This window comes from Croceicoccus sp. (assembly GCF_983967925.1).
Genome location: NZ_CFETID010000004.1, coordinates 171,337 through 197,694 on the forward strand (window position 1 = coordinate 171,337; position 26,358 = coordinate 197,694).

29 protein-coding genes are annotated in these 26,358 nt (G+C 64.0%); 24 read left to right on the forward strand and 5 right to left on the reverse strand.

Annotated elements, in window-relative coordinates:
* Positions 1-28 precede the first annotated feature (28 nt).
* Positions 29-796, reverse strand: a complete 768-nt coding sequence (locus tag AC4FIJ_RS04170) for a MotA/TolQ/ExbB proton channel family protein (RefSeq protein WP_490335454.1) — start codon at positions 794-796, stop codon at positions 29-31.
* Between the two features lie 102 nt (positions 797-898).
* Positions 899-1,570 carry a TonB family protein gene (locus AC4FIJ_RS04175; protein WP_490335455.1) on the reverse strand — a complete coding sequence of 224 codons (672 nt, stop codon included), beginning with the start codon at positions 1,568-1,570 and terminating at the stop codon, positions 899-901.
* A gap of 414 nt (positions 1,571-1,984) precedes the next feature.
* Here AC4FIJ_RS04175 and AC4FIJ_RS04180 point away from each other — a divergent pair, with 414 nt between their 5' ends.
* The 3 genes from AC4FIJ_RS04180 to glpX all read left to right on the forward strand — a co-directional run bounded on the left by AC4FIJ_RS04180 (position 1,985) and on the right by glpX (position 5,461).
* Positions 1,985-2,815 (forward strand): hypothetical protein, encoded by an 831-nt coding sequence (locus AC4FIJ_RS04180; protein WP_490335456.1) that lies wholly within the window; start codon positions 1,985-1,987, stop codon positions 2,813-2,815.
* A gap of 156 nt (positions 2,816-2,971) precedes the next feature.
* Positions 2,972-4,327, forward strand: coding sequence for a homoserine dehydrogenase (locus AC4FIJ_RS04185; RefSeq protein ID WP_490335457.1), 1,356 nt, complete (start codon positions 2,972-2,974; stop codon positions 4,325-4,327).
* A gap of 156 nt (positions 4,328-4,483) precedes the next feature.
* Complete coding sequence (glpX, locus tag AC4FIJ_RS04190; protein ID WP_490335458.1) at positions 4,484-5,461, forward strand: class II fructose-bisphosphatase; 978 nt, start codon at positions 4,484-4,486, stop codon at positions 5,459-5,461.
* 6 nt (positions 5,462-5,467) lie between these two features.
* Here the strand turns inward: glpX and AC4FIJ_RS04195 are convergent, their stop codons facing one another.
* The gene (locus tag AC4FIJ_RS04195; protein WP_490335459.1) at positions 5,468-5,740 is read right to left on the reverse strand and encodes a hypothetical protein; all 273 of its coding nucleotides are present in this window, start codon (positions 5,738-5,740) and stop codon (positions 5,468-5,470) included.
* Between the two features lie 152 nt (positions 5,741-5,892).
* On the opposite strand from AC4FIJ_RS04195, the gene AC4FIJ_RS04200 reads away from it, so the two are divergent.
* The 16 genes from AC4FIJ_RS04200 to AC4FIJ_RS04275 all read left to right on the forward strand — a co-directional run bounded on the left by AC4FIJ_RS04200 (position 5,893) and on the right by AC4FIJ_RS04275 (position 20,050).
* Positions 5,893-6,828 (forward strand): ribose-phosphate pyrophosphokinase, encoded by a 936-nt coding sequence (locus AC4FIJ_RS04200; RefSeq protein WP_490335460.1) that lies wholly within the window; start codon positions 5,893-5,895, stop codon positions 6,826-6,828.
* 16 nt (positions 6,829-6,844) lie between these two features.
* Entirely contained in the window at positions 6,845-7,627 is a 783-nt protein-coding gene (gene hisN / locus AC4FIJ_RS04205; RefSeq protein WP_490335461.1) for a histidinol-phosphatase, read from the forward strand.
* 8 nt (positions 7,628-7,635) lie between these two features.
* Positions 7,636-8,052, forward strand: coding sequence for a gamma-glutamylcyclotransferase family protein (locus AC4FIJ_RS04210; RefSeq protein WP_490335462.1), 417 nt, complete (start codon positions 7,636-7,638; stop codon positions 8,050-8,052).
* 108 nt (positions 8,053-8,160) lie between these two features.
* Positions 8,161-8,352: a hypothetical protein gene (locus tag AC4FIJ_RS04215; protein WP_490335463.1), complete on the forward strand. Its 192-nt coding sequence runs from the start codon at positions 8,161-8,163 to the stop codon at positions 8,350-8,352.
* Positions 8,353-8,506: 154 nt separating this feature from the next.
* Entirely contained in the window at positions 8,507-8,710 is a 204-nt protein-coding gene (gene rpmI / locus AC4FIJ_RS04220; protein ID WP_490335464.1) for a 50S ribosomal protein L35, read from the forward strand.
* Between the two features lie 14 nt (positions 8,711-8,724).
* On the forward strand, positions 8,725-9,084 hold the full coding sequence (gene rplT / locus AC4FIJ_RS04225; protein ID WP_490335465.1) for a 50S ribosomal protein L20: 360 nt from the start codon (positions 8,725-8,727) through the stop codon (positions 9,082-9,084).
* Between the two features lie 477 nt (positions 9,085-9,561).
* The gene (gene pheS / locus AC4FIJ_RS04230) at positions 9,562-10,668 is read left to right on the forward strand and encodes a phenylalanine--tRNA ligase subunit alpha (RefSeq protein WP_490335466.1); all 1,107 of its coding nucleotides are present in this window, start codon (positions 9,562-9,564) and stop codon (positions 10,666-10,668) included.
* Entirely contained in the window at positions 10,665-13,082 is a 2,418-nt protein-coding gene (pheT, locus tag AC4FIJ_RS04235; RefSeq protein WP_490335467.1) for a phenylalanine--tRNA ligase subunit beta, read from the forward strand. Before pheS ends, pheT begins: the two co-directional genes overlap by 4 nt.
* On the forward strand, positions 13,079-13,999 hold the full coding sequence (locus tag AC4FIJ_RS04240) for an aldose 1-epimerase family protein (protein ID WP_490335468.1): 921 nt from the start codon (positions 13,079-13,081) through the stop codon (positions 13,997-13,999). Before pheT ends, AC4FIJ_RS04240 begins: the two co-directional genes overlap by 4 nt.
* Before the next feature lie 3 nt (positions 14,000-14,002).
* Positions 14,003-14,755, forward strand: a complete 753-nt coding sequence (locus AC4FIJ_RS04245; protein WP_490335469.1) for an SDR family oxidoreductase — start codon at positions 14,003-14,005, stop codon at positions 14,753-14,755.
* 6 nt (positions 14,756-14,761) lie between these two features.
* Positions 14,762-16,285, forward strand: coding sequence for a peptide chain release factor 3 (locus tag AC4FIJ_RS04250; RefSeq protein WP_490335470.1), 1,524 nt, complete (start codon positions 14,762-14,764; stop codon positions 16,283-16,285).
* 34 nt (positions 16,286-16,319) lie between these two features.
* Positions 16,320-16,877 (forward strand): pyridoxamine 5'-phosphate oxidase family protein, encoded by a 558-nt coding sequence (locus AC4FIJ_RS04255; RefSeq protein WP_490335471.1) that lies wholly within the window; start codon positions 16,320-16,322, stop codon positions 16,875-16,877.
* Between the two features lie 41 nt (positions 16,878-16,918).
* The gene (locus tag AC4FIJ_RS04260) at positions 16,919-17,611 is read left to right on the forward strand and encodes an endonuclease/exonuclease/phosphatase family protein (protein WP_490335472.1); all 693 of its coding nucleotides are present in this window, start codon (positions 16,919-16,921) and stop codon (positions 17,609-17,611) included.
* Positions 17,612-17,824: 213 nt separating this feature from the next.
* Positions 17,825-18,163 carry a P-II family nitrogen regulator gene (locus AC4FIJ_RS04265; protein WP_490335473.1) on the forward strand — a complete coding sequence of 113 codons (339 nt, stop codon included), beginning with the start codon at positions 17,825-17,827 and terminating at the stop codon, positions 18,161-18,163.
* 14 nt (positions 18,164-18,177) lie between these two features.
* Positions 18,178-19,524 (forward strand): ammonium transporter, encoded by a 1,347-nt coding sequence (locus AC4FIJ_RS04270; RefSeq protein ID WP_490335474.1) that lies wholly within the window; start codon positions 18,178-18,180, stop codon positions 19,522-19,524.
* A 187-nt stretch (positions 19,525-19,711) separates the two neighbouring features.
* The gene (locus AC4FIJ_RS04275) at positions 19,712-20,050 is read left to right on the forward strand and encodes a P-II family nitrogen regulator (RefSeq protein WP_490335475.1); all 339 of its coding nucleotides are present in this window, start codon (positions 19,712-19,714) and stop codon (positions 20,048-20,050) included.
* Between the two features lie 15 nt (positions 20,051-20,065).
* Here AC4FIJ_RS04275 and AC4FIJ_RS04280 read toward each other — a convergent pair whose 3' ends face one another.
* Positions 20,066-20,500, reverse strand: coding sequence for a protein tyrosine phosphatase family protein (locus tag AC4FIJ_RS04280; protein WP_490335476.1), 435 nt, complete (start codon positions 20,498-20,500; stop codon positions 20,066-20,068).
* Entirely contained in the window at positions 20,497-21,291 is a 795-nt protein-coding gene (locus tag AC4FIJ_RS04285) for a TerC family protein (protein WP_490335477.1), read from the reverse strand. Before AC4FIJ_RS04285 ends, AC4FIJ_RS04280 begins: the two co-directional genes overlap by 4 nt.
* A gap of 227 nt (positions 21,292-21,518) precedes the next feature.
* On the opposite strand from AC4FIJ_RS04285, the gene AC4FIJ_RS04290 reads away from it, so the two are divergent.
* The 5 genes from AC4FIJ_RS04290 to queC all read left to right on the forward strand — a co-directional run bounded on the left by AC4FIJ_RS04290 (position 21,519) and on the right by queC (position 26,279).
* Positions 21,519-22,313 (forward strand): cold-shock protein, encoded by a 795-nt coding sequence (locus tag AC4FIJ_RS04290; protein ID WP_490335490.1) that lies wholly within the window; start codon positions 21,519-21,521, stop codon positions 22,311-22,313.
* Between the two features lie 178 nt (positions 22,314-22,491).
* A complete protein-coding gene (locus AC4FIJ_RS04295) occupies positions 22,492-23,679 on the forward strand; it encodes an aspartate aminotransferase family protein (RefSeq protein ID WP_490335478.1) in 1,188 nt (395 codons plus the stop codon).
* The gene (argF, locus tag AC4FIJ_RS04300; protein ID WP_490335479.1) at positions 23,676-24,605 is read left to right on the forward strand and encodes an ornithine carbamoyltransferase; all 930 of its coding nucleotides are present in this window, start codon (positions 23,676-23,678) and stop codon (positions 24,603-24,605) included. The genes AC4FIJ_RS04295 and argF overlap by 4 nt, the downstream gene beginning before the upstream one ends.
* Positions 24,605-25,510 (forward strand): Hsp33 family molecular chaperone HslO, encoded by a 906-nt coding sequence (hslO, locus tag AC4FIJ_RS04305; RefSeq protein WP_490335480.1) that lies wholly within the window; start codon positions 24,605-24,607, stop codon positions 25,508-25,510. Before argF ends, hslO begins: the two co-directional genes overlap by 1 nt.
* Positions 25,511-25,580: 70 nt before the next feature.
* Complete coding sequence (gene queC / locus AC4FIJ_RS04310) at positions 25,581-26,279, forward strand: 7-cyano-7-deazaguanine synthase QueC (RefSeq protein WP_490335481.1); 699 nt, start codon at positions 25,581-25,583, stop codon at positions 26,277-26,279.
* The last annotated feature ends 79 nt before the right edge of the window (positions 26,280-26,358 follow it).

Genomic DNA, 26,358 nt, shown 5'->3' on the forward strand with positions numbered 1-26,358 from the left:
GGCGGCCCGAAGACCGCCCCAATGTCACTTACTTCTTCACCGTGGCGCCGGCCGTCGTCGTCGCCGGCTTGGCGGTTGCCGGAGCAGCCGTCACGGCGGGCTTGATCGTGCCGCGCGAGTTGATGTTCGCCAGGATGTCGGTCGAGAAGCCCGAGAGCTGCTCGGCGATCCGCTTGTTGCGAGCCTGCAGGTAGTTGTAGGCAAGCACGGCGGGAACGGCGACCAGCAGGCCGAGCGCGGTCATGATGAGCGCCTCACCCACGGGGCCGGCGACCTTGTCGATCGAGGCCGAACCGGCGATGCCGATGTTAATCAGCGCGCGATAGATGCCGACCACGGTGCCGAACAGGCCGATGAACGGTGCGGTTGCGCCGACGGTGGCGAGGAACGGCAGACCCGATGCGAGGCGTGCGTTGATGGTCGCTTCCGAACGGGCGAGCGAGCCGTGCAGCCAGTCGTGTGCTTCGAGGCTGTCGGTCATCTTGGCGTGCTGCTCTTCAGCGGCGAGGCCGTCGTCGACGATCTGGCGATAGGCCGAGTTCTTGGCAAGGCGGCCGGCGCCTTCGCGAAGCGAGTTCGCGCGCCAGAAGCCCGAGCGGACTTCCTTGGCCTGACGCATGATCTTGTTCTGCTCGAACCACTTGGTGAAGAGGATGTAGAACGAACCGAAGGACATGATGCCCAGGATGATGACGGTGGCGTAGGCGATGAAACCGCCCTGTTCCAGCGCCTCTTTGAAGCCGAACTTGTTGGCCGGCGCTTCCGAGGCAGCTGCGGCGAGGATTTCGATGATCATGCGGAAACTTCCTTCAATGACAGTAATTTCGTTTTGAAAATCAGGGCTTCGGAACAGCGCCTTGCGATCATTAAGCGATCGGGCCCGGCGCTGCCCGCCGCCTTATCTCGGGATCTGGTAACGGATCGTCTGCGACATCGTGCTGCTGATCTCGTTGCCAGCGGCATCCAGCGCCGGGTCGTAGCGTGCATAACGCTGCATCCCTTCGCAGGCCGCCTCGTCAAGCGAGGAAGACCCGCTCGAGCTGGTAACCGAACATTCCGTGACACGGCCCCTTGCGTCGACCGTGATGCGCATACCGACGGAGCCTTCCTCCTCGTTACGCAGCGCACGGCTGGGGTAGTTGTCCTGGATCCGGGCGGCCCAGCTGCCCTGATTCTTGGCCCGCGCGCCACGTGCCTGCGAGGGAGCAGGCGGTGCCACGGGTGCCGGCGGAGCCGCAGGCGGAATGCGGACGGCCGGCGGTGACGGCGGCGGAATCGTCTGCACGGTCTTGATCTGCGGCGCGGGCCGCGTGATCTTCACGGCCGGAGGCGGCGCAACCGGCGGAGGCGGAGCCTGCGGCGGCGGCGGTTCATCCGGCGGCGGCGGCGGAGGAGGCGGCGGTGGCGGCGGATCCTCGATATTTACCGCGGTGACCGTTTCCTTGACCTTCTCGATAGCCTCATACGCGAGGCCGGTGACCAAGGCATAGATGGCCGCGATATGCAGAAGGGCAACAATGATGATCGCAGCGATCTTGTTGCCGCTCATCTGTTGGTCAGCATAAGCCATTCAAATAACCCACTCCATTAAAAGCACGCGCAAGCAGGCCTGCAAAAGCCTGCCCTCAACAAATGGAACATACATGGCATCGAGATACCATATTCATCCCACGTTTCCTGCCCTGCCGGTAGAACCGGGCGCAAGCTGCCGGCCGAATTAACCCTAATGGGCATATCGACCGTTGAACATGCGCAAGATTATTGCGGCCCGATCTGTCGCCAAGCCGTTCGTCGTGAGGGTTTAACGCCGAAGATTGGGGTGCGCAAATGCTTTGTCGATTAAGGAGCGATTCACTACCCTAGTCGTTTGAAGGGCTTGCCGTGTCCTTCGCCCACGAGTCATGCGCGCGAGATTCTATATACACACACCACCGCCAAGGGGGCTGCCGAGTTGCCGATGAAAAACCGTCCCGATCGCCGAATTTTGTCCACGATTGCGTCTGCCGGGCTGTCGCTGGCCCTTCTCGCGGCCATGCCCGCGGCCGCGCAGGACCCGCAGTCCGAATCGGCGCTGACCTATGCCGATCTGGCCGATCTGGCGATCGGCGCACCGCTGACGATCACCGCCGAACTGCGCAGGATGAGCAAGATCGATCCCGAACGCACAGGCCCGGTCAGGCCCGGCTGGGCGCGCGTCTATGTCGAGGCGGAGACAAGAAGCCTGCTGGCCGGAACCACCCCGATCGGCGAGGACCTGAAATATCTTGCCGACGTCAAGCTGACGGCCAAGGGCAAGGTGCCCAAGCTGAAGGGCGAGACGGTGGTGCTGTTCGCGCGCCCGGTGGCGGGCCGGATGGACGAGATCCAGCTGGTCGCCCCCGATGCGCAGATCCTGGCGAGCAAGGTCGACACGACCTCGCTGCGCAGCCTGCTGGCCGAGAAGCTGTCGCCCGACGCGCCGCCCGTGGTCACCGGGGTGCGCGATGCGCTGCATACGCCGGGCAATCTGGCGGGCGAGGGCGAGACGCAGATCTTCCTCAAGACCAAGGACGGATCGCCCGCCTCGATCGCGGTCGTGCGCTCGCCCGGCCAGCCGCCGGTGTGGGGGCTTTCGACCGGAGAGCTGGTGCAGATCGATGCGCGGCCGCCGCGGCCGGGCACTCTCGAATGGTATCGCCTCGCCTGCTCGCTGCCGCAGACGCTGCCGCCCGAGGCCCAGCTTTCGACCGATCCGCGCCTTCGCCAGCAGGCCTCGGCCGATTACGCGACGGTGATGGAAGACCTCGGCGCCTGCGAGCGCCAGCGCGAGTTCTGAGGCGGCGTTTCGGCAAACGCGGCTGACGCGACCGTATCGTGCAGGCCGGGGGCGTTTTTTGTAACGCGCCTCTGGCCAAGCGCGCCCTTCTCGCCTAACCGCCACGCTCCTTTTCACTCGGTGCTGCACCGTATTTCAGCAATGGAGCCTTTTCGCGTGTCCGATCCGTCCCGTCCTCAGCCCGATCCGCTTCGCATCGCCCTTGCCGGCCTTGGCACGGTCGGCGCCGGGGTCATTCGGCTGATCGAGACCAATCGCGAATTGCTGGCCCGCCGCGCGGGGCGCGAGATCGAGATCGTGGCGGTGTCCGCGCGCGACCGGTCGAAGGATCGCGGTGTCGACATTTCCCGCTATGACTGGGAAGACGACATGGGCGCGATGGCGACGCGGCCCGATGTCGACGTGGTGGTCGAGCTTGTCGGCGGATCCGACGGCCCGGCGCTGACGCTGGCCCGAAATGCCATAGCCAATGGCAAGAGCTTCGTCACCGCCAACAAGGCGATGATCGCGCATCACGGTCTGGGCCTTGCGCGCGAGGCGGAGGCCGCGGGCCATGCGCTGAAGTTCGAGGCGGCGGTCGCGGGCGGCATCCCCATCGTCAAGGGACTGCGCGAAGGCGCGGCGGCCAACGCGATCGAGCGGGTCTATGGCATCCTCAATGGCACATCGAACTATATCCTCTCGACCATGGAGGACACGGGCGCCGATTTCGCCGACGTTCTGGGCGAGGCGCAGGCGATGGGCTATGCCGAGGCCGATCCCAGTTTCGACATCGACGGCATCGACGCGGCGCACAAGCTGTCGATCCTTGCCAGCATCGCCTTCGGCACCGAGCTGGACTTCACCAGCGTGGGCGCGGACGGCATCCGGCGTATCCTCGCCGCCGATATCGCGCAGGCCGGATCGCTCGGTTACGTGATTCGCCTGCTCGGAATGGCGAATGTCGAGACCGGCGCCGACGGCACGACCCGGCTGTTCCAGCGGGTGCATCCTTATCTGGTGCCCAAGAACCACCCGCTCGCCCATGTAGACGGGCCGACTAATGCGGTGGTGGCCGAGGGCAATTTTTCCGGCATGCTGCTGTTTCAGGGCGCAGGTGCGGGCGACGGGCCGACCGCCAGCGCGGTGGTCGCCGACATCATCGACATCGCGCGTTACTGGGACAGCGAGGGCGAGATCGATCCGCCGTTCTCGATCCCCGTCGCAGAGCTCGACAGGACGCTGCCCGCCGAAACCGGCCACCGCACCGGCAAGGCCTATTTGCGCTTTATCGTGAAGGACCGCCCCGGCGTGCTGGCCGAGATCACCGCCGGCATGCGCGACGCGGGCGTCTCGATCGAGAGCCTGATCCAGATGGGCAGCGAATATACCGGCGGCGAAGACGGGTCGGTGCTGGTGTCGATGGTCACGCATGAAGGCGAGGAAGCGGCGGTCGAAAAGGCTCTGGACCTGCTGGCGGGCCTTGAGTTCATGACCGCGCCGCCGCTGGTGATGCATATCCTGCGGCAATAGTCTCCTGCGGCAATAGTCCTGAAACACGGCTGCGGCATCAAAGGGGCCGGCGATAGCCCCTAAGCGGCAATCCCGATGCTCGCAGGCGGCGAACTCGACAAGCGGGGGGTGCTCGGTTACCTGCCTGTGGCCTGACATTCGAAAGGAATTGCCTCCGTGCCGCAAGCCAGTGACGTACTCGACCGCGTTCTCGTCCTCGAAATGGTCCGCGTGACCGAAGCGGCGGCCATCGCCGCGTCCTATCTGGTCGGCCGCGGCGACGAGAAGGCGGCCGATGCCGCCGCCGTCGAAGCGATGCGCAAGGCCTTCGACGAGCTGTACATGGACGGCACCGTCGTGATCGGAGAGGGCGAGCGCGACGAGGCGCCGATGCTCTATATCGGCGAGAAGGTCGGCGGCGCGCCCGGCAAGGGGCCCAAGATCGACATCGCGCTCGACCCGCTGGAAGGCACCACCATCACCGCCAAGGCCGGGCCCAACGCGCTGGCCGTGCTGGCCGCGGCCGAGGAAGGCTGCCTGCTGAACGCGCCCGACGTCTACATGGAAAAGATCGCGGTCGGCCCCGGCTATCCCGAAGGCGTGATCGACCTGACGAAAAGCCCGACCGAAAACGTCAAGGCCGTCGCCGCCGCAAAAGGCGTCGAGCCGTCCGAGATCATCGTCTGCGTGCTTGACCGGCCGCGTCACGAGGCGATGATTGCCGAACTGCGCGCTTTGGGCTGCGGCGTGGTGCTGATCGGCGACGGCGACGTGGCGGGCGTGATTGCCACCACCAATCCCGAGACGACCATCGACATCTACATGGGTTCGGGCGGCGCGCCCGAGGGCGTTCTGGCCTGTGCCGCGCTGCGCTGCGTGGGCGGCCAGTTTCAGGGCAAGCTGCTGTTCCGCAACGATGACGAGCGCGCCCGCGCCGCCAAATGGGGCATCGACGATCTCGACAAGATCTACAGCCTGCGCGATCTGGCCAAGGGCGACTGCATCTTTGCCGCGACCGGCGTGACCGACGGATCGCTGCTGGCGGGCGTCAAGCATCTGAAGGGCGGACGGATGACCACCGATTCGGTGGTGATGCGCGCGTCGTCGCGCACCGTGCGCTGGATCAAGGGCGAGCACGACCGCGAACCCGTCTGATCGCCGTCAATCTTCGGGTGGCCGTCTTTCTTCAAGCGGAAGGTTACCGCGATAGCCAAGGCCGCGCAATTCGTCTGCGCGGCCTTGTTCGATCAGGTCGGCGGCGGTTTCGGGCGTGCCGTATTTCTGCAGCGCCTCTGCGGTCCACAGCGCTTCGTCCGCCGGTGCATCCGGCTCGATCGTGCGTCTGCGCGAATCGGCAGGCCGCGCCGGTGCCGGCCCCGCCCACAGGCGAAGCAACAAAAGCACCATCAGGGCACCGATCAGCATCCAGAACATGATGCAAAGCACCCTAATCCACGATGCGCGCCCGCGCCAATGTTGCAATCGCGCGACTCCCCGTTAAGGCCCCCGGTGAGGCGCGTGACGGCCGCTGCGGCTTTCCCCCTCCCAAAAGACACGCACCGCAAGCCGTTTCGAGGACCGACGAAATGAAGATCATGTCCGGCAATGCCAACCTGCCGCTCGCCCGCGCCATCGCCGGCTATCTCGAAGTGCCGATGACGGACGCCAGCGTGCGCCGCTTCGCCGACGAGGAGATCTTTATCGAGATCCACGAGAACGTGCGCGGCGAGGACGTGTTCATCGTACAGTCGACCAGCTTTCCGGCCAACGACAATCTGATGGAGCTGCTGATCGGGATCGACGCGCTGAAGCGCGCATCGGCCAAGCGGATCACCGCGGTGGTCCCCTATTTCGGCTATGCGCGGCAGGACCGGAAACCCGGCCCGCGCACGCCGATCTCGGCCAAGCTGGTCGCCAACCTGATCACCGAAGCGGGGGCCGACCGCGTGCTGGCGGTCGATCTGCATGCCGGTCAGATCCAGGGCTTCTTCGATATCCCGACCGACAATCTCTATGCCGCGCCCGCCATGGCGGCCGATATTCAGGCGCGATACGGCGATCAGGACCTGATGGTCGTGTCGCCCGACGTAGGCGGCGTGGTGCGCGCCCGCGCGTTGGCCAAGCGTCTGGACAATGCGCCGCTGGCCATCGTCGACAAGCGCCGCGACCGTCCCGGCGAATCCGAGGTGATGAACATCATCGGCGAGGTTCAGGGCCGCCATTGCATCCTGATCGACGACATCATCGATTCGGGCGGCACGCTGTGCAACGCGGCGCAGGCCCTGCTGGACGAGGGCGCGAAGAGCGTCGCGGCCTATATCACCCACGGCGTTCTTTCGGGCGCGGCGGTGGCGCGGGTCGAGAAATCGGCGCTGAAGGAACTGGTCATCACCGACACGATCCAGGCGACCGAGGCGGCGCGCGAGTGTTCTTCGATCCGTATCCTGTCGATCGCGACCCTGATCGGCGAGGCGATCCGCCGCATCGCGGACGAGAGTTCGGTCAGCTCGCTGTTCGATTGAGAGGGAGCTTCGGCTGATGAAACTCCCCGACGATATCGCCCTTGCGCAAAGGCTTGCCGATGCGGCGGGCGCGGCGATCCGGCCGCATTTCCGCACGGGTGTGGAATCCGACCGCAAGGGCGATGCATCGCCCGTCACCATCGCCGACCGCGAGGCGGAGCAGGCGATGCGCGCGATCCTGTCGGCGGAGCGCCCGGACGACGGCATCATCGGTGAGGAATTCGGCAGCGAGCGACCGGGGGCCAAGCGCCAGTGGGTGCTCGACCCGATCGACGGCACTGCGGGTTTTCTGGCGGGGCGCGCGATATTCGGCACGCTGATCGCGCTGATGGTCGACGGATGGCCGCTGATCGGCGTGATCGACCAGCCTATCGCGGGTGAGCGCTGGGTCGGCGCATCGGGCCTGCCCACGCTGCTGAACGGCGCGCCGGTGCGTTCGCGCCCCTGCCGCCAGCTGGACGAGGCGACCTTGGCGACCACCGGCCCGCATTATTTCGACGACCACGACGGCGAGCATTTCATGGCGCTGGCCGCGCGCACCGATCACAAGCGCATGGTGATGGGCGGCGATTGCTACAACTATGCCATGCTGGCGAGCGGCCATCTCGACATGGTGGTCGAGGCGGGGCTGAAGCTGCACGATTTCGCCGCGCTGATCCCCGTGGTCGAAGGCGCGGGCGGGATGATGACCGACTGGAACGGCGATCCGCTCCACGCCGGCAGCGACGGCCATGTGCTGGCGCTGGGCGACAGCGCGCGGCTTGAGGACGTGATCGAGGCGCTGGCCTGCCATCACTAGGGCGCGGGATGCTGCGGCACCTCTTCCTCTACGGCACGCTGCAGGCCGACACCGATACGCCGATGGCGCGCTGGCTGGCCCCGAAACTGCGCCGCGCGCACCGTGCCAGCCTGGCCGGACGCCTGATCGCGGTGGCGTCGCGGGGTGGGTATTACCCCGCGCTGATGACCGTAGGCGATCATCGCCGCGTGCAGGGAACGCTGGTGCAGGCCGCGCTCTCGCCGCGGGACTGGCGAATCCTCGACCGGTACGAAGGCGCGGAATACCGCCGCGAACGGGTCTGGGTGCGCGCGCCGGACGGCGTTGTGCGTGCGGATGTTTACCGGTGGGCCGGTGCGCGGCCACCGGGCACGGTGCCGATCTGGCATGGCGACTTTCCCCAATGGCTGGCGGAGCGCGGCGCGTCCCCCTATCGCGGATCGTGATCCGCGCGCCGGGTTAGCGAAATATTTACCGCGCCCTGCCACGATTCAGCACCATTGAACTGATGTTCGTGTGCAATTCCAGCGCGAGTGGGATCGTTGCTCTCTTTCATGAAGGCCATACCTTTCGGGATTTTTCTCAGCTGGATCCTCTCGCTCTTCATGGGAAGCGGCGGGACGACCGGCGGGGTGCTGGCCGTGCACCGGATGCATATCTACGATGTCTCGTTCTACTGGAGCTGGCCGCTGTTCTTCGCGGGGCTGGCGCTGACGTGGGCGCTGCTGCTGATGATGGACGCCTGACGGACGCGAAGTCTTTGGCGCATGGCGTCACAGAACTTGCAAAACCGGCGCGGCGCGGTTAAGCGCGCGCCTTCACCGACACGAGATTCGATGATCGGCCTGGCGAAAAGGGCTGCCAGGGCTGGTTGAGCGTGTCCCATGCAAGGAGACGAAAATGCCCAAGCTCAAGACGAAGAGCGGCGTGAAGAAGCGCTTCAAGATCACCGCGACCGGCAAGGTCAAGCATGGCGTGGCCGGCAAGCGCCACCGCCTCATCAGCCATAACGGCAAATATATCCGCCAGAACCGCGGCACCACCGTGATTTCCGACGCTGATGCGAAGGTGATCAAGAAGTGGGCGCCCTACGGGCTGAACTGAGGAGGTAACTTACCATGGCACGTGTCAAAAGGGGTGTTACCACCCGCGCCAAGCACAAGCGTCTTCTGGAGCAGGCCAAGGGCTACCGCGGCCGCCGGAAGAACACCATCCGCGTCGCTCGCCAGGCCGTCGAAAAGGCCGGGCAGTACGCCTATCGCGACCGCAAGGTTAAGAAGCGCAATTTCCGCGCCCTGTGGATCCAGCGCATCAACGCTGCGGTCCGCGCCGAAGGCCTGACCTATTCGCAGTTCATGCACGGCGTGAAGCTGGCCGGGATCGAGCTGGACCGCAAGGTCATGGCCGATCTGGCGATGAACGAGGGCGCAGCCTTCGGTGCGATCATCGCGCAGGCGAAGAAGGCCCTTCCGGCCTGATTTGCCGCCGATAGCCGGGCGGTTCGCTGCCCGGCCGACCGGCACCATAACGAAAGGCCCGGAAAGCGCGCTGCTTTCCGGGCCTTTTCATCGTTTAGCCCCCGGCCCCTTTCCGGTCATGAAGCGTCGGTCATGAAGGAGGGCGGTTCGCTGGCGGCCATGGTCCCCCAACCAGGCACGCCAGCTTCCGAGCGGCGACTGTCCGTGGACCGTCGCTTTCATCCCCGCGATCATGCTGCCATGCAGCAGACCGTGCAATATCTGCGATGAGCAAAACGGCCTTTCACCGTGCTTTCGAACAGCGATTGTCACCATTGTCAGACTTGTCAGTAGCGATTTTTGAACAATTGTTACCTGATTTCAGCGTCGTTTTTCGCGAATCGGCACCGCTCCGGGCGTTGCCCTTTGGCAGGCGGCGTCCTAGAGAGCGCCTCTCATCCCGACCATCAATCGCAACTGCAAAGTGACGCCGCCGACATGGCACTCACCGATACCGACAGCCTGCGCGCCGACGCATTGGCACAGATCGAACAGGCCGAAACGCTCGACACGCTTGAGGCGGCGCGCATCGCCTTTCTGGGCAAGCAGGGCAGCATTTCGCTGCTGCTGAAGACATTGGGCAAGATGAGCCCCGACGAGCGGCAGGTCGCGGGCCCCGCCTTCAACGGTCTGCGCAGCGACGTGAGCGACGCGATTGCGGCGCGCAAGGCGGTGCTGGAAACCGCGGCGCTCAACGCGAAGCTGGCGGGCGAGACGATCGACCTGTCGCTGCCCGCGCCCGAATCGCCGAACGGCAGCGTCCATCCCGTCAGCCAGGTGATGGACGAGCTGGCCGAGATCTTCGCCGATCTGGGCTTCGCCGTCGCCACCGGGCCCGAGATCGAGGACGACTGGCACAATTTCACCGCGCTCAACATGCCGGAAAGCCATCCGGCGCGCGCGATGCACGACACGTTCTATTTCCCCGATGCGGACGCCGAGGGGCGCTCGATGCTGCTGCGCACGCATACCTCGCCGGTGCAGATCCGCACGATGCTGCAAGACGGCGCGCCGCTGCGCGTGATTGCGCCGGGCCGCGTCTATCGCAGCGATTCGGATGCGACGCATACGCCGATGTTCCACCAGATCGAGGGGCTGGTGATCGACAAGGGCATCCATCTCGGCCATCTGAAATGGACGCTGGAAACCTTCCTCAAGGCGTTCTTCGAGCGCGACGACATCGTCCTGCGCCTGCGCCCCAGCTACTTCCCCTTCACAGAGCCTTCGGTCGAGATCGATGTTGGCTATTCGGTCGAAAAGGGTCGCCGCGTGGTCGGCGGTTCGGGCGACGATGACGGCCACGCCTGGATGGAAGTGCTGGGCAGCGGCATGGTCAATCGCCGCGTGATCGAATTCGGCGGGCTGGATCCCGACGAATGGCAGGGCTTTGCCTTTGGCACCGGCGTCGACCGGCTGGCCATGCTGAAATACGGGATGGACGATCTGCGCGCGTTCTTCGACGGCGATCTGCGCTGGCTGAAGCATTACGGTTTCGCCGCGCTCGACGTGCCGACATTGTCTGCCGGTGTGGGAGTGGGCGCATGAAGTTCTCGCTCTCATGGCTGAAGGACCACCTCGATACCGAGGCGAGCGCCGGCGAGATCGCGGCCAAGCTCAACGAGATCGGGCTGGAGCTGGAAGGTCTGGAGAACCCGGCCGAGGCGCTGGCGGGTTTTCGCGTGGCCAGGGTCCTGACCGCGGCCAAACATCCCGATGCCGACAAGCTGCAGGTGCTGACCGTCGATACCGGAGCGGGCGATCCGCTGACCGTGGTGTGCGGCGCGCCCAATGCGCGGGCCGGGCTGGTCGGCGTGCTGGGCCTGCCGGGTGCGGTCGTGCCGTCGAACGGCATGGAGATGAAGAAGGCGGCGATCCGCGGCGTCGAATCGAACGGCATGATGTGTTCGGCGCGCGAGCTGGACCTGTCCGACGAGCATGAGGGCATCATCGAGCTCCCCGAAGATGCGCCGGTGGGTCAGGATTATTCGGCCTATGCCGATCTGGACGATCCGGTGTTCGACGTGGCGATCACGCCGAACCGGCCTGACTGCATGGGCGTCTATGGCATCGCGCGCGATCTGGCGGCGGCGGGGCTGGGTACGCTGAAGCCGGTTCCGGACCGGGTGCATGAGGGCAGTTTCCCTTGTCCGGTGCCGATAGCGATCGAGGACGAGGACGGCTGCCAGGCCTTTTACGGGCGCGCCATTCGCGGCCTGAGCAATGGCGAAAGCCCCGCATGGATGCAGGCGCGGCTGAAGTCGGCGGGGCAGCGGCCGATCTCGGCGCTGGTGGACATCACCAATTACGTGATGCTGGCATATGGCCGCCCCAGCCATGCCTATGACATCGCGCAGCTGAGCGGCACGCTGACCGCGCGCCGCGCCAAGGCTGGCGAGGGCGTGACCGCGCTGAACGAGAAGCATTATTTGCTCGACGACAGCATGACGGTGATCGCGGACGACGCTCAGGTGCACGATATCGCGGGCATCATGGGCGGCGAGCATTCGGGCGTTTCGGACGCGACCACCGACGTGCTGCTGGAAGTCGCGGCCTTCGATCCGGTGCGGCTGGCGCAAACGGGACGCGCGCTGAACCTGACCAGCGATGCGCGCAGCCGGTTCGAGCGCGGGATCGATCCCGCCTTTCTTGCACCGGGTCTGGAGCTGCTGACCGGGCTGATCCTTGACATCTGCGGGGGCGAGGCGAGCGAGGCGGTGCATGTCGGCGCGCCGCATGCGGGCGAGAATGTCGTTCGCTACGAGCCTGCGATGACCGAGGCGCTGGGCGGTCTGGCCGTGCGCGAGGAAGAGCAGCGCGCGATCCTGACCGCGCTGGGTTTCGAGATCGCGGCGATCGAGGAATCGGGCAAGCGCCACTGGGCGGTCACCGCGCCAAGCTGGCGGCCCGATGTCGATGGCGCGGCCGATATCGTCGAGGAAGTGATCCGCATCAAGGGCCTCGATGCTATCCGATCGGTTCCGCTGGAGCGCGCCGAGGGCGTGGCCCAGCCGACCGCAACTGCGGTGCAGGCACTGGAACGCCGGGCGCGCCGTGCTGCGGCCAGCCGCGGCATGCATGAAGCGGTGACATGGTCGTTCCTGCCTGCCGATCAGGCCGCTGCCTTTGCGGAGGACGGGCATGAGCCGTGGAGCCTTGCCAATCCGATCAGCGAGGACCTGAAAGTCATGCGCCAGTCGCTGCTGCCGGGCCTGCTGTCGGCGGCGGCGCGCAACCGGGCGCGCGGCGCGGACAGCATTCGCCTGTTCGAGATCGGACGCCGCTATCTGCGCGGCAAGGGCGGCGCGAGCGACGAGCGGCTGACGCTGGGCCTTGTGCTGGCGGGTGAGAAGCGCGCGCGCGGATGGCAGAGCGGCAAGGCGGCGTCCTTCGACGCCTTCGACGCCAAGGCCGAGGTCGAGGCCGTGCTGGCCGCCGCGGGCGCGCCGGTCGAAAAGCTAATGGTGATGGGAGAAGCGGGCAGCGCGTTCCATCCCGGACAGTCCGCAACGCTGCGGCTTGGACCGAAGAACGTGCTGGCGCGTTTCGGCACGATGCATCCGCTGATCGCAAAGCAATTCGATGTCGACGGAACTGTCGTCGCTGCCGAGATCTTCCTCGACGCCATTCCGGCGAAGAAGGGCGCGGCGGGCTTTACCCGTGCCGCCTTCGTGCCGCCCGCATTGCAGCCGGTGATGCGCGATTTCGCCTTTCTGGTGCCTGATAATCTGGCCGCCGGCGATCTGCTGAGGGCCGTGCGCGGGGCGGACAAGCAGGCGATCACCGACGCGCGCATCTTCGACGAGTTCCGCGGAGCCGGCGTGCCCGAGGGGCACAAGTCGCTCGCGGTCGAGATCGTGCTGCAACCCGGCGAGGCCAGCTTTACCGAGGCGGAATTGTCCGCGATTTCGGCGAAAGTGGTCGCCTCTGCTGAAAAGCTTGGGGCATCCTTGCGCGGATGAACGATTCGGTCACCATACGCTCCGAAGGGCTGACCGCCCGCATCGCGCTGATGGGCGCGGAGCTGGTTTCGCTGCGCGATGCGAGCGGAGCGGAGTGGATGACCGATGGCGATCCCGCCGTGTGGTCGGGCCATGCGCCGATACTGTTCCCCATCGTGGGCGAGCTGGCAGGCGGGGCATATCGGCTGGACGGGCGCGAATATCGGATGGCGCGGCATGGCTTTGCCCGCCGCCGCGTCTTCGAACTGGTCGAGAGCATGGACAGCAGCGCCGTTCTGCGCCTGACCGATGACGCGGAGACACGCGCGGTCTGGCCGTTTTCTTTCGTGCTGGACCTGCATTACGCGCTTGACGACCATGCGCTGAGCGTCACCGCCATCGTCACCAACCGCGGCGAGGGCGCGATGCCGTTCAGCATCGGCTTTCACCCCGGTTTCGCCTGGCCGCTGCCGGGCGGGGGCGACAAGGCGGCGCACCGCATCATTTTCGAGGATTTCGAGACCGGTCCGATCCGCCGCATCGACGAGAACGGCCTGCTGCGCGCGTTTGAGGATACGCCGGTCAAGAACCGGGTCCTGCGGCCCTATCCCGGCCTGTTCCACGCCGATGCGATGATCTGGGACCGCCTCTCCAGCCGCATGCTGCGGTTCGAGGGGGAGACGGTGGAAACGGGTTCGGAAGAAGAGACGAAACTGCCCGCCGCGCTGGAACTGTCGTTTCCCGATTGCCCGATGCTGGGCATCTGGCAAAAGCCGGGCGCCGATTTCCTGTGCCTTGAGCCATGGGCAGGCATCGCCGATGCCGAGGGTTTCGACGGCGATTTCAGAGAGAAGCCGGGGATCATGGAGCTGAACGCTGGTGATTCGCGCAGCTTTGGCATCACCATCGCCGTCTTTCCGGCGGATGCAGGAGAATAGACGATGAAGACCGTTCTGGTGACCGGCGCGACCGCCGGGATCGGCGAGGCCTGTGTCCGCGCCTTTGCGAAAGCCGGATGGCGCGTGGTCGGCACCGGACGCCGGGCGGAAAGGCTGAAGGCCTTGCAGGACGAACTGGGGGCGGACCGGTTCCACCCCTGCGTGTTCGACGTCCGCGACGAGGATGTGCGCGACAAGGCGCTGGACGGCCTGCCCGAAGCGTTCGGACAGATCGACTGTCTGGTGAACAATGCCGGGCTGGCGCTGGGGACCGAGGCTGCGCAGGAAAGCGATCTCGATAACTGGAAGGTGATGATCGACACGAATATCACCGCGCTGGTGTCGCTGACGCGCAAGCTGCTGCCCATGCTGGTCGAGCGCAAGGGGGCGATCGTCAACCTGTCCTCGGTCGCGGCGACCTATCCCTATCCCGGCGGCAATGTGTATGGCGGCACCAAGGCGTTCGTTCACCAGTTCACGCTGGGCCTGCGCAGCGATCTGCATGGCACGGGCGTGCGCGTCACCAGCATCGAGCCGGGCATGGTCGAGACCGAGTTCACGGTCGTGCGCACCGGCGGCAGCCAGCAGGCGAGCGATGCGCTGTATGGCGGGGCCAATCCGATGACGGGCGAGGATATCGCCGAAACGATCCTGTGGGTGGCAAGCCTGCCCCCGCATCTCAACATCAATACGCTGGAACTGATGCCGGTAAGCCAGAGCTTTGCCGGATTTCAGGTGGCGCGGGGCGAAAAGTAGGACTTCATGGCTTCCGAGCGGCGGACTTTCGCCATCATCTCCCACCCGGACGCGGGCAAGACCACGCTGACCGAAAAGCTGCTGCTGACGGGCGGCGCGATCCATCTGGCGGGCGAGGTCAAGGCGCGCGGACAGGCGCGGCGCGCGCGTTCGGACTGGATGAAGATCGAGCAGCAGCGCGGAATCTCGGTCACATCCTCGGTCATGACGTTCGAGCGGGACGGGATCACCTTCAACCTGCTCGATACGCCGGGGCACGAGGATTTTTCCGAAGACACCTATCGCACGCTGACCGCGGTCGATTCGGCGATCATGGTGATCGACGCGGCCAAGGGCATCGAGCCGCAGACCCGAAAGCTGTTCGAGGTCTGCCGCCTTCGCAGCGTGCCGATCATCACCTTCGTCAACAAGGTCGACCGCGAAGGGCGCGATCCGTTCGAGCTGCTGGACGAGGTGGCCGACATGCTGGCGCTGGACGTCAGCCCGATGAGCTGGCCCATCGGCATGGGCGGGCAGTTCGAGGGCATCCTGGATTACGCCACCGGCCATGTCGCGCGGCCCGAGGGCGGGTCGAAGGAATTCCTCGGCAAGATTGATGAGGACCCGTCGATCCCGGACGACTTCGCCGAACAGGCCGAACTGGCGCGCGAGGCCTATCCCGACTTCGATGTGGAGGCCTATCGCGGCGGCGACCTGACGCCGGTGTTCTTCGGTTCGGCGCTGAAGAATTTCGGCGTGGTGCAGATGATCGAGGCGATTGCGCAATATGCGCCGCCCCCGCGCCCGCAGCCGTCCGACGATGGCGAAGTGCAGCCCAGCCGCGACGAGGTATCGGGATTTATCTTCAAAGTGCAGGCCAACATGGACCCGCAGCACCGCGACCGCATCGCCTTTATGCGGCTGGTGTCGGGCACGTTCAAGCGCGGCATGAAGCTGACGCCGAGCGGGCTGGGCAAGCCGATCGCAGTGCATTCGCCGATCCTGTTCTTCGCGCAGGACCGCGAGATCGCCGATACGGCGGAGCCGGGCGACATCATCGGCATTCCGAACCACGGCACGCTGCGCGTGGGAGACTCGCTGTCGGAAAAGAACGACATCCGCTTTACCGGCCTGCCCAATTTCGCGCCCGAGATCCTGCGCCGCGTGGTGCTGAAGGATCCGACCAAGACCAAGCAGCTGCGAAAGGCGCTCGACGATCTGTCGGAAGAAGGCGTGATCCAGGTGTTCTATCCCGAACTGGGTGCGCAGTGGATCATCGGTGTGGTCGGCCAGCTGCAGCTGGAAGTGCTGATCTCGCGCCTGTCGGCGGAATACAAGGTCGAAGCCGTGCTGGAAGCGGCCCCCTTCGCGACGGCGCGCTGGGTCAAGGGCGACAGCGCGGCGCTGGCCGAATTCGAAAGCTTCAACCGCCCCAATCTGGCGAAAGACCGCGACGGGGACATCGTCTTCCTCGCCAAGTCGCCGTGGGACGTGAATTATCAGCAGGAAAAGAATCCCAAGCTGACCTTCGGCGCCACCAAGGAGAGGTGACAGAAGATCGGCTTCGGGCCTATGCTGGGCGGCGATGGCACAGTTTTACGACAGCATCGGGGACGACCACCGCGCGATGATTGCGCGCCAGCCAGTGTTCTTCGTCGCCACCGCCGCCGCAGAGGGGCGCATCAACCTCAGCCCCAAGGGTTATGACACGTTCCGGATCCTGTCGAATACAAGCGTCGCGTGGCTGGATCTGGCCGGTTCGGGGAACGAGACGCATGCCCATCTGGCCGCCGATGGCCGGATCACCGTCATGTTCTGCAATTTCGAGCAGCCGGCGCTCATTCTGCGGCTGTATGGCCGCGGCCGCGCCGTGCTGCCCGCCGATGCGGAATGGGACGGGCTGGCGGCGCATTTTGCCCTGCTGCCCGGTACGCGCCAGATCTTCGTGATGGATGTCGACACGGTGCAGACCAGCTGCGGCTATGGCGTGCCGCTGATGACGCTTGAGCGCGAGAGGCCGACGCTGACCAAGCTGCACCAGCAGGCCGATCCCGAAGGCTGGATCGCCAAGCAGCAGGCGCGGGACCACAGCATCGACGGATTGCCCGTGCGCACGACGGACCGCTATTTCGGCGATGCCTGAAACCGCGCGGAACCTTTGGCGCTCTGCACGATAGGTTCAACGTGCAACTGAAGATCGCGAGCTATAATATTCACAAGGGCGTCGGGCTGGATCGCAAGCGCGATCCCGACCGGATCCTGTCCGTGCTGGCGGAGATCGACGCCGATATCGTCGCGCTGCAGGAATGCGACCGCCGCTTCGGGCGCCGCGAATGCGTGTTGCCGCGCGCCCGGATCGAGGATTCGCGCTATCGCCCCGTGCCCATCGACACGCGGCCCGACAGCATGGGGTGGCACGGCAACGGCTTCCTTGTGAAGAAGACGGTCGAGGTGATCGATACGGCGGCCCTGACCCTGCCCGCGCTGGAGCCGCGCGGTGCGGTTCGCGTCGATCTGCGCAAGGATGGGAAACGGGTGCGCGTCATCGGCATGCATCTGGACCTGTCCGGCCTGAAGCGCCGCGACCAGGCGCGAGCGGTGCTGGCGCATCTCGACAGTCTGGGCAAACCGGTGCCGACGGTGCTGGCCGGCGACACCAACGAATGGGCCGCACGCGGAGGCGTGTTCCGCTGTTTCGATGACGGCTGGGACATACTGGATTGCGGTCGCAGCTTCCCGACGCGGCGACCGATTGCGCGGCTCGACCGGATGATCGTCACGAAGCATTGGGAGGTGGAGGACACCGGCGCACATCACAGCCTGCTGTCTTCGCGGGCTTCGGATCACCTGCCGGTATGGGCGCGGCTCAAGCTGTAAATCCGGGCGGTCCGGGATGACGCAGCCGCGCAGTTGCCTATATTTTAGGCAGCCAGCACCTGTTTGCCTATGACTTAGGCGGGAATGTGAACCATTCGTTACGCGGATAAGGTTAAGAATGCAGCAAACTTGCGACGTTCGTGAAATGGCACGCTCTTTGCATTGATACCCTTCGACCGGCAGAGGGGCCGGTGGGCAAACGAGGGGGCAAGGGTGAAATTCATCATCGCCATCATCAAGCCGTTCAAGCTGGACGAAGTGCGCGAGGCCTTGGGCTCGCTGGGCGTCGCCGGCATGACGGTTACCGAAGTCAAGGGATTTGGTCGCCAGAAGGGTCAGACCGAGATTTACCGCGGCGCGGAATACTCCACCAACATGCTTCCGAAGGTGAAGCTCGAGATCGCGGCAGCCGATGCGCTTGCGCCGCAGATCATCGAGACGATCCAGCAGACCGCCAGCACCGAGGCTATCGGTGACGGCAAGATCTTCGTGCTCGATCTCGCTTCCGCCGTGCGCATCCGCACTGGCGAAAGCGGCGATGCCGCGCTGTGAGGGGGGAAACCGACATGATCCGCAAACTTGCTTGTAGCACGGCGACGCTTGGGGCGTCGCTGTTCGCCGCTGCCACGGCCTATGCCCAGGAAGCCGGCGTTCCGATCGCGGCTGCCACCGAAACTGTCGCGGCAGCCGTTCCGAACCCGGGCAACAACGCCTGGATGATGACTTCGACCATCCTCGTTCTGATGATGATCCTGCCTGGCCTTGCGCTGTTCTATGGCGGTCTGACGCGTTCGAAGAACATGCTTTCGACCATGACGCAGATCGGCGCCACGGCGGCTCTCGCCATGCTGATCTGGGTGATGTGGGGCTATTCCACCGCGTTTGGCCCTGAGGGCAATGCCTTCTTCAGCTGGGGCAACCTGTTCCTGTCCGCCACCACTTCGGACAGCACGGCGGCGACCTTCAGCGACGAAGTCATTTCGGAATATGTCTTCATCAGCTTCCAGATGACCTTCGCGGCCATCACCGCGGCCCTGATCCTGGGCGCCACGGCAGAGCGCATGAAGTTCTCGGCCACGATGCTGTTCGTCACGATCTGGCTGACCATCGTCTATTTCCCAATCGCGCACATGGTGTGGGCGGGCGGCGGCCTTTTGTTCGAAATGGGCGCGCTGGACTTTGCCGGCGGTACTGTGGTGCACATCAATGCCGGTGTGTCGGCGCTGGTGCTCTCGTTCCTGCTCGGCAAGCGCAAGGGCTATCCCGCTGAACCGATGCCTCCGCACTCGCTGACGCTGACCATGGTGGGCACGGGCCTGCTGTGGGTGGGCTGGTTCGGCTTCAACGCCGGGTCGGAACTCGAAGCAGACGGCACCGCCGGTCTTGCGATGATCAACACTTTCGTCGCCACCGCTTCGGCCGCGCTGTTCTGGATGCTGTGCGAGAAGTTCAGCGGCCACAAGGGTTCGGCACTCGGCTATTGCTCGGGCATCATCGCGGGTCTGGTCGCCGTCACGCCGGCTGCCGGCAACTCGGGTCCCTTCGGCGCCATCGTGCTAGGTGCGGTCGCTTCGATCGTCTGCTTCATCATGGTCGCCAAGATCAAGCCCGCGTTCGGCTATGACGACTCGCTCGACGCCTTCGGCATTCACGGCGTGGGCGGCATCGTCGGCGCCATCGGCACCGGCATCGTTTATGCACCAAGCCTTGGCGGACCCGGCGGCGACGACTTCGTGATGGGCAGCCAGGTGATGACGCAGATCATCGCCGTGCTGGTCGCTATCGGCTGGGCCGGAGTCGGCACGCTGGTCGCCGGTCTGATCACCAAGATGGTGACTGGCCTACGGGTCTCGCCCGAAGTCGAGATGGAAGGTCTCGACATCGGCGAACACGGCGAGCGCGCCTATAACTGACACACATATCATCAGATTGGCGGGGCGGATCCTCTATCCTCTCCTCTGACTCCACCCCGCCAAACATTGTTCCTCCTGCGAACGGTGACCTGGGCCGGAAGCCAAGCGCTTCCGGCCTCTTTTTCTTGAGTTGACGGCAGCTTGTCGGCATCACAGGCGCTTCGCACCCAACAGGAGCCGCGCCGAGATGAAATATGTGATCGCCATCATCAAGCCGCACAAGCTGGACGACGTGCGCGAGGGGCTGAGCGCGCTGGGCGTAGCCGGCATGACGGTGTCCGAGGTGAAGGGATTTGGTCGGCAGAAGGGCCAGACCGAAATCTACCGCGGCGCCGAATATTCGCTGAACATGGTGCCCAAGGTAAAGCTGGAGATCGCGACCAGCGATGCGCTTGCGCCGCAGGTGGTCGAGCTAATCCAGACCGCCGCCAATTCCGAAACGATCGGCGACGGCAAGATCTTCGTGCTGGACATGGCCTCCGCGCTGCGGATCAGGACCGGCGAGACCGGCGACAGCGCGCTTTAGGGATCGGCAGTCGCCTCAGCGACCGGCGCTGAGCATGTCGATGATCTGCCGGACCGGCGACACGTCATAACCGCCATTTGCCGCCTGCGAGGCGATCACCGACGGGTTGGCACCCTGCTTCGCGCGGGCCAAAGCCCATAGCAGCGTAGAGCGCGTGCCCGACCGGCAATAGGCCAGTACCGGACCCTCGCTCGCTTCGAGCGCTTCGGTCATGGCATCGACCTGGCCCTGGCCAAATCCCGCATGGGTAACCGGTATGGCGCGATATTCGATGCCAGCCGCCTTGGCCGCATCGGCAATCTGCGCGCCCGAGACCTGTCCGGGTTCTTCATCGTCCGGGCGGTTGTTGACGATCATGGTCACGCCCATTTCCTTCGCCGCCGCGACGTCGCCGACGCTGATTTGCGGGCTGGCGAGGAATTGTTCGTTGATCTGGCGAAAATCGCTCATGCCGGCGTCCCCGCTTCGGCCATGCGGCGATTGCGCTTGACCATATTCAGCATCTCGACCGCCACCGAGAAGCCCATGGCGGCATAGACATAGCCCTTGGGTACGTGGAAACCGAAACCGTCCGCAATCAGCACCAGGCCGATCATGACCAGGAACGCGAGCGCGAGCATGACGAGCGTCGGGTTCTTCTCGATGAAGTTGGCCAACGGATCAGCGGCGATCAGCATGATCCCTACCGTGATGACAACCGCCGTCACCATGATCGGCACATGGTCGGTCATGCCGACGGCCGTGAGAATCGAATCGATCGAGAAGACGAGGTCGAGCGCGATGATCTGCGCGATGGCGGCGCCGAAAGTAATCTGCGCGACGCCCTTTTTCTTGTCCAGCATTTCGCCCGAATGATCGTCCGGTTCCATGTTGTGATGGATTTCCTTGGTGGCCTTCCACAGCAGGAAGAGGCCGCCGACAAGCAGGATCAGGTCCCGTCCCGAAAACGCGGTTTCGAAACTGGGCGCGCCGTGTTCGGTCGGGTTGCCGGTGATGCCAAGGTCGAACAGCGGGGTCTGAAGCGTGACGATCCAGCCGATCAGCATCAGCAGGCAGATCCGCATGATCAGGGCAAGCGCAAGGCCGATTCGGCGTGCCTTGGCTTGCTGCTCCGGAGGCAGCTTGTTCGACAGGATCGCGATGAACACCAGATTGTCGATGCCGAGAATGATCTCGAGCACCACGAGCGTGATCAGGGCGACCCATGCGGCGGGATCGGAAAGCAGCGCGACAATATCCATGGCGCTTCTGTGCCCGCACTCCGCGAGCCGTGCAAGCCCACCTGTTGCCCCCATGCCGCGGATTCCGCGCCATTTGCGCAAATCGTTCGCCATCGCCTGATAAATGCTTTATGAACACTTGGCAGTGGGAACCGATATTCGCATTATCGGTCAGATCGTCCGGCGATTGTCCGTCCGCACGCCGGGGCGATAGAGGGAAGGGCGAGACGCAAGGTACGCTTCGGTTTATGGGTTATGATAAAGGTCGGCGCGGTCGCGGTCGTGACAAGCGCGATAGTTTCGGTGAAGAAGGGTTCGATCCGTTCTCGCGCGGTGGTTTCGGATACGATCAGGCGCCGTCGGACTCGGGTGGCTTTCGTGGTGGTGGTTTCGACCGTGATCGCGGCGGCTTCGGCAATGATCGCGGCGGCGGTGGCTTCGGTGGAGGCGACCGCGGCGGTGGTTTCGGTGGCGGTCCTCGCGGCGGCGGCGGCGGTGGCGGCTTTCGTGGCGGCGGCGCTGGCGGTGCAGGTGGCGGCGGTGGCCGCATGCCTCCGCAGGTCGTGGGTGCCGGCAAGGGCGTCGTGAAATTCTTCAACACCAACAAGGGCTTCGGCTTCATCCAGCGTGAAGACGGCGGTGAGGATGTGTTCGTTCACATCAGCGCGGTTGAGCGTGCGGGCCTCGAAGGCCTTGCCGAAGGGCAGGAGCTTGCCTTCAATCTCGTCGATCGCGGCGGGAAGGTGAGCGCTGCGGACCTTCAGGTCGTGGGTGACGTGATCCCCGTGGCCGCCAAGCGCGAGACCCCGCAGCGCCAGCTTACAGGCGACAAGGCGGTCGGCACTGTCAAGTTCTTCAACAGCATGAAGGGCTTTGGCTTTATCACGCGCGATGACGGCGAGGCGGATGCCTTCGTCCACATCAGCGCTGTCGAACGTTCGGGCCTTGCAGGCATCAACGAGGGCGACCGGCTCGAGTTCGATCTCGAGGTGGACCGACGCGGCAAATATTCTGCCGTGAACCTCGTTCCGATCCAGGAATAGTCGGCAGAGCCGACGGACTTGGGCGGAACCGGGTTTGACCGGGTCCGCCTGAAGCCCTAAATGGGCATGAATGGCGGTTCCCGATCGGGGGCCGCCATTTTCCGTTGTTTTCATCCATGGCCACGGCAAGGGGAGCCAGCCGTTCAATTCCCCGCCAGCGAATACAAAGGACATAAGAATGTCGATCACGCCGTTGATGCCCGTGTACCCGCGCTGCGATGTCCGGCCGGTGCGAGGAGAAAATTGCCACCTGATATCCGAGGATGGCCGCCGCTTCCTCGATTTCGCGAGCGGCATTGCGGTGAACCTGCTGGGGCATTCTCATCCTGCGCTGGTCGAAGCGATCCAGCAGCAGGCAGGTACGCTGATGCATGTGTCGAACCTGTACGGCAGTCCGCAGGGCGAGGCGCTTGCGAAGCAGCTGGTCGATCTGACTTTCGCCGACACGGTCTTCTTCACCAATTCGGGGGCAGAAGCGGTCGAGTGCGCGATCAAGACGGCGCGCATCTATCACCAGTCGGCTGGAAAGGACGACCGGTTCGAGATCATCACCTTCAACAATGCTTTCCACGGCCGCACGATGGCGACCATCAGCGCGTCCAGCCAAGAAAAGATGCACAAGGGGTTCTACCCGATGCTTCCCGGCTTCCGCTTTGTCGAGTTCAACGATCTCGAAGCGGCCAAGGCGGCGATCGGTCCCAATACGGCGGCTTTTCTGGTCGAACCGATCCAGGGTGAAGGCGGGATCCGGGTGGCGAGCGAGGAATTCCTGCAAGGGCTTCGCAAGCTGGCCGATGAACACGACCTCATGCTCGTGCTGGACGAGGTGCAATGCGGGGTCGCGCGCACGGGCACGTTCTATGCCTACGAGCAATATGGGATCGAGCCCGACATTCTCGCCACCGCCAAGGGTATCGGGGGCGGTTTCCCGCTGGGCGCCTGCCTTGCGACCGAAAAGGCCGCTCGCGGCATGACCTTCGGCACGCATGGCAGCACCTATGGCGGCAACCCGCTGGCAATGGCGGCGGGCAAGGCGGTTCTGGATGTCGTGGGGAACGACGAATTCCTGGCGCAGGTCCGCAAGATGGGCGAAAAGCTGCGCGGACGGCTCGAACAGTTCATCGGGAATTATCCCGAGCTGTTTTCGGAAGTGCGGGGCACCGGCCTGATGATGGGCCTGCGCATGACCGTCGAGAGCCGGCCGTTCGTCGCGCATTTGCGCGATCATCATGGCCTGCTGACGGTTGCAGCGGCCGAGAACGTCGTTCGCATCCTGCCGCCCCTCGTTATCGAGGATGCGCATATCGACGAGTTCATGGAAAAACTGTCGGCTGGCGCAGCCGCCTATGCTCTGGAAGCATCATGAGCGTGAGGCATCTGCTCGATCTTGCCGATGCAGGGAGCGATGCGCTTCAGGCGATGATCGACGACGCGCTGGTTCGCAAGACCGCTCGCAAGGGCTGGACGAAGGGGCGAGCCGATGCCGATGCGCCCTTGCAGGGCTGCACCCTCGCCATGATATTCGAAAAGAACTCGACCAGAACGCGTGTCTCTTTCGACATGGCGATGCGGCAGTTGGGCGGCAGCGCGATCATCATGGAAGCAGGCAGCATGCAGATCGGCCGCGGCGAAACGATCGCGGATACGGCCCGCGTATTGTCGCGCATGGTGGACGCCATCATGATCCGTACCGACGATCACGCCAAGATCGAAGCGCTCGCAAAGCATGCAGATGTGCCCGTGATCAATGGGCTGACGGACCGCTCGCACCCATGCCAGATCATGGCGGATCTCTTGACGCTGGTAGAGCACGGGAAGACCCTTAAGGGATTGGAACTGGCGTGGCTTGGCGACGGCAATAATGTCCTTCATTCGGTCCTCGAGGCAGCAGGACTGATGGGCTTCAACGTAAGGTGCGGTGTTCCAGAGGGATACGAGCCGGGCGACGAATTCGTGAGCTTCGCGCGGTCACGTGGCTCAACGGTGACTGTGACGCGGGATGCGATCGAGGCCGCGGCCGGCGCGGACGTGCTTGTCACCGATACTTGGGTGTCGATGGGTCAGGACATGGCGCATGACAAGATTGCCGCGATGAAGCCTTACCAGATCAACGAACCGCTCATGTCTCATGCAAGGAACGATGCTGCTTTCCTGCACTGTCTTCCGGCCCATGTCGGCGACGAAGTGAGCGAGGCCGTATTCGAAGGCCCTCAATCGCTTGTTTGGGATGAGGCGGAGAATCGCATTCACGCTCAAAAATCGGTTTTGCGCTGGGCTCTTGGACAGCTTTGATGGATTCGGCTGACATTCGACCCGATGAAACCGGCTTCGACAGCGTCGTTGCGTTCAGCCTGCGGGAACGCGATGTCCGTGGCCGATGCGTCCGTCTGGGACCAGTGCTCGACACCATACTTTCCGCGCATGATTATCCCGGCCCGATCCGCCATCTTCTGGCGGAGGCTCTTCTCCTAGCGACGCTGATCGGCTCGCTTGGAAAGGAAGAGCGAAGTCAGATGACGATGCAGGCGCAGTCTGCCGACGGCATCGTCGACATGCTGGTGTGCGATTACCGAGATGGAGAGTTGCGGGGCTATGTCCGGTTCGATCCGGCGAGACTGGCCGACCTTGGCACCAACCCGACCCTACCGGCGCTGGTAGGTCCAGAGGCCTATCTCGCGATCACTTTCGACATAGCAGAAGGGGGGCGATATCAGGGTATCGTGCCGCTGGATGCAGAATCGCTTTCGGATGCCTGCGAGAGCTATTTTCGTCAGTCAGAGCAATTGCCGACTGTGCTGCGCGTGGCGGTGCAATCGCAGGAGGGGCATTGCATAGCTGGCGGACTGCTGCTGCAATATCTGCCGGATGGCGAGGACGGCCGTGAACGTCTGCACGTTCGGCTGGACGATCCAAACTGGGAGCATGTTGCAATTCTGGGTTCGACGGTTCGTCATGCGGAATTGGCGGATCCGTCGCTTTCGGTCGAAGCTCTGCTTTGGCGTTTGTTCCATGAGGAGCATGAGCTCAGGGTAGAAACGATCAGCCAGTTGAAGCGCGGTTGCCGATGCTCGATCGATCATTATCAGGCTGTTCTATCGCGATTTGGGTCAGAGGAGTTGGCTGAAATGCGAGACGAGGACGGATTGATAAGGGTGGATTGTGCGTTCTGTTCGCGCATATTTCCCGTCGAGGTTTGACACTGTAATTGCGATGCATGGGCTTTGAATACGACTTGCTAGGCCCGCTGGTAAATTATAGCCCAGCTTCATGACAGGGACCGAACCGAACGAAAAACATGCCGTCGTCCTCCTTTCTGGAGGATTGGATTCGATGGTCACGGCGGCCATCGCGAGATCACAAGGCTACACGATCAACGCGTTGACCATCGACTATAATCAGCGCCACCGTCGAGAACTGGAGAGCGCTTCTCGCATAGCTAAATCACTTGGTGCGGCCCGCCATTTGGTTTTGCCACTGGATCTTCGCAAAATAGGTGGTTCAGCCCTCACGAGCGATATCGAGGTGCCCAAGGATGGGCTGGGTAGCGATATACCCGTCACTTATGTACCAGCGCGCAATCTCGTGTTTCTATCGCTTACACTCGCTTGGTGCGAGGCGATCGAAGCGCAGGATATCTTCATCGGTGTGAACGCGCTCGATTATTCCGGTTACCCAGATTGTCGCCCGGAATTTATCTCATCATTTGAAGAAACCGCCAAGCTGGCGACCAAAGCCGGAAGCGAGGGAGCAGCGTTCAAGGTCCATGCACCTCTTCAATATCTTTCAAAGGCAGACATTGTCGAGAAGGCATACGAACTGGAACTGGATCCTGGGCTGAGCTGGTCGTGCTATGATCCCGGCGCTGATGATCGTGCATGTGGGCTATGTGACAGTTGCCGCCTTCGTCAGCAGGGATTTGACCAGACAGGACGCAAAGACCCTTTGCCCTATCGCGTACGAATTTAGCTAATTCCCCCTCGTCATCCCAATAAAAAAGGGGCCGGATTTCTCCGGCCCCTTTCGTTTGATCGAGAGATCGTTTGTT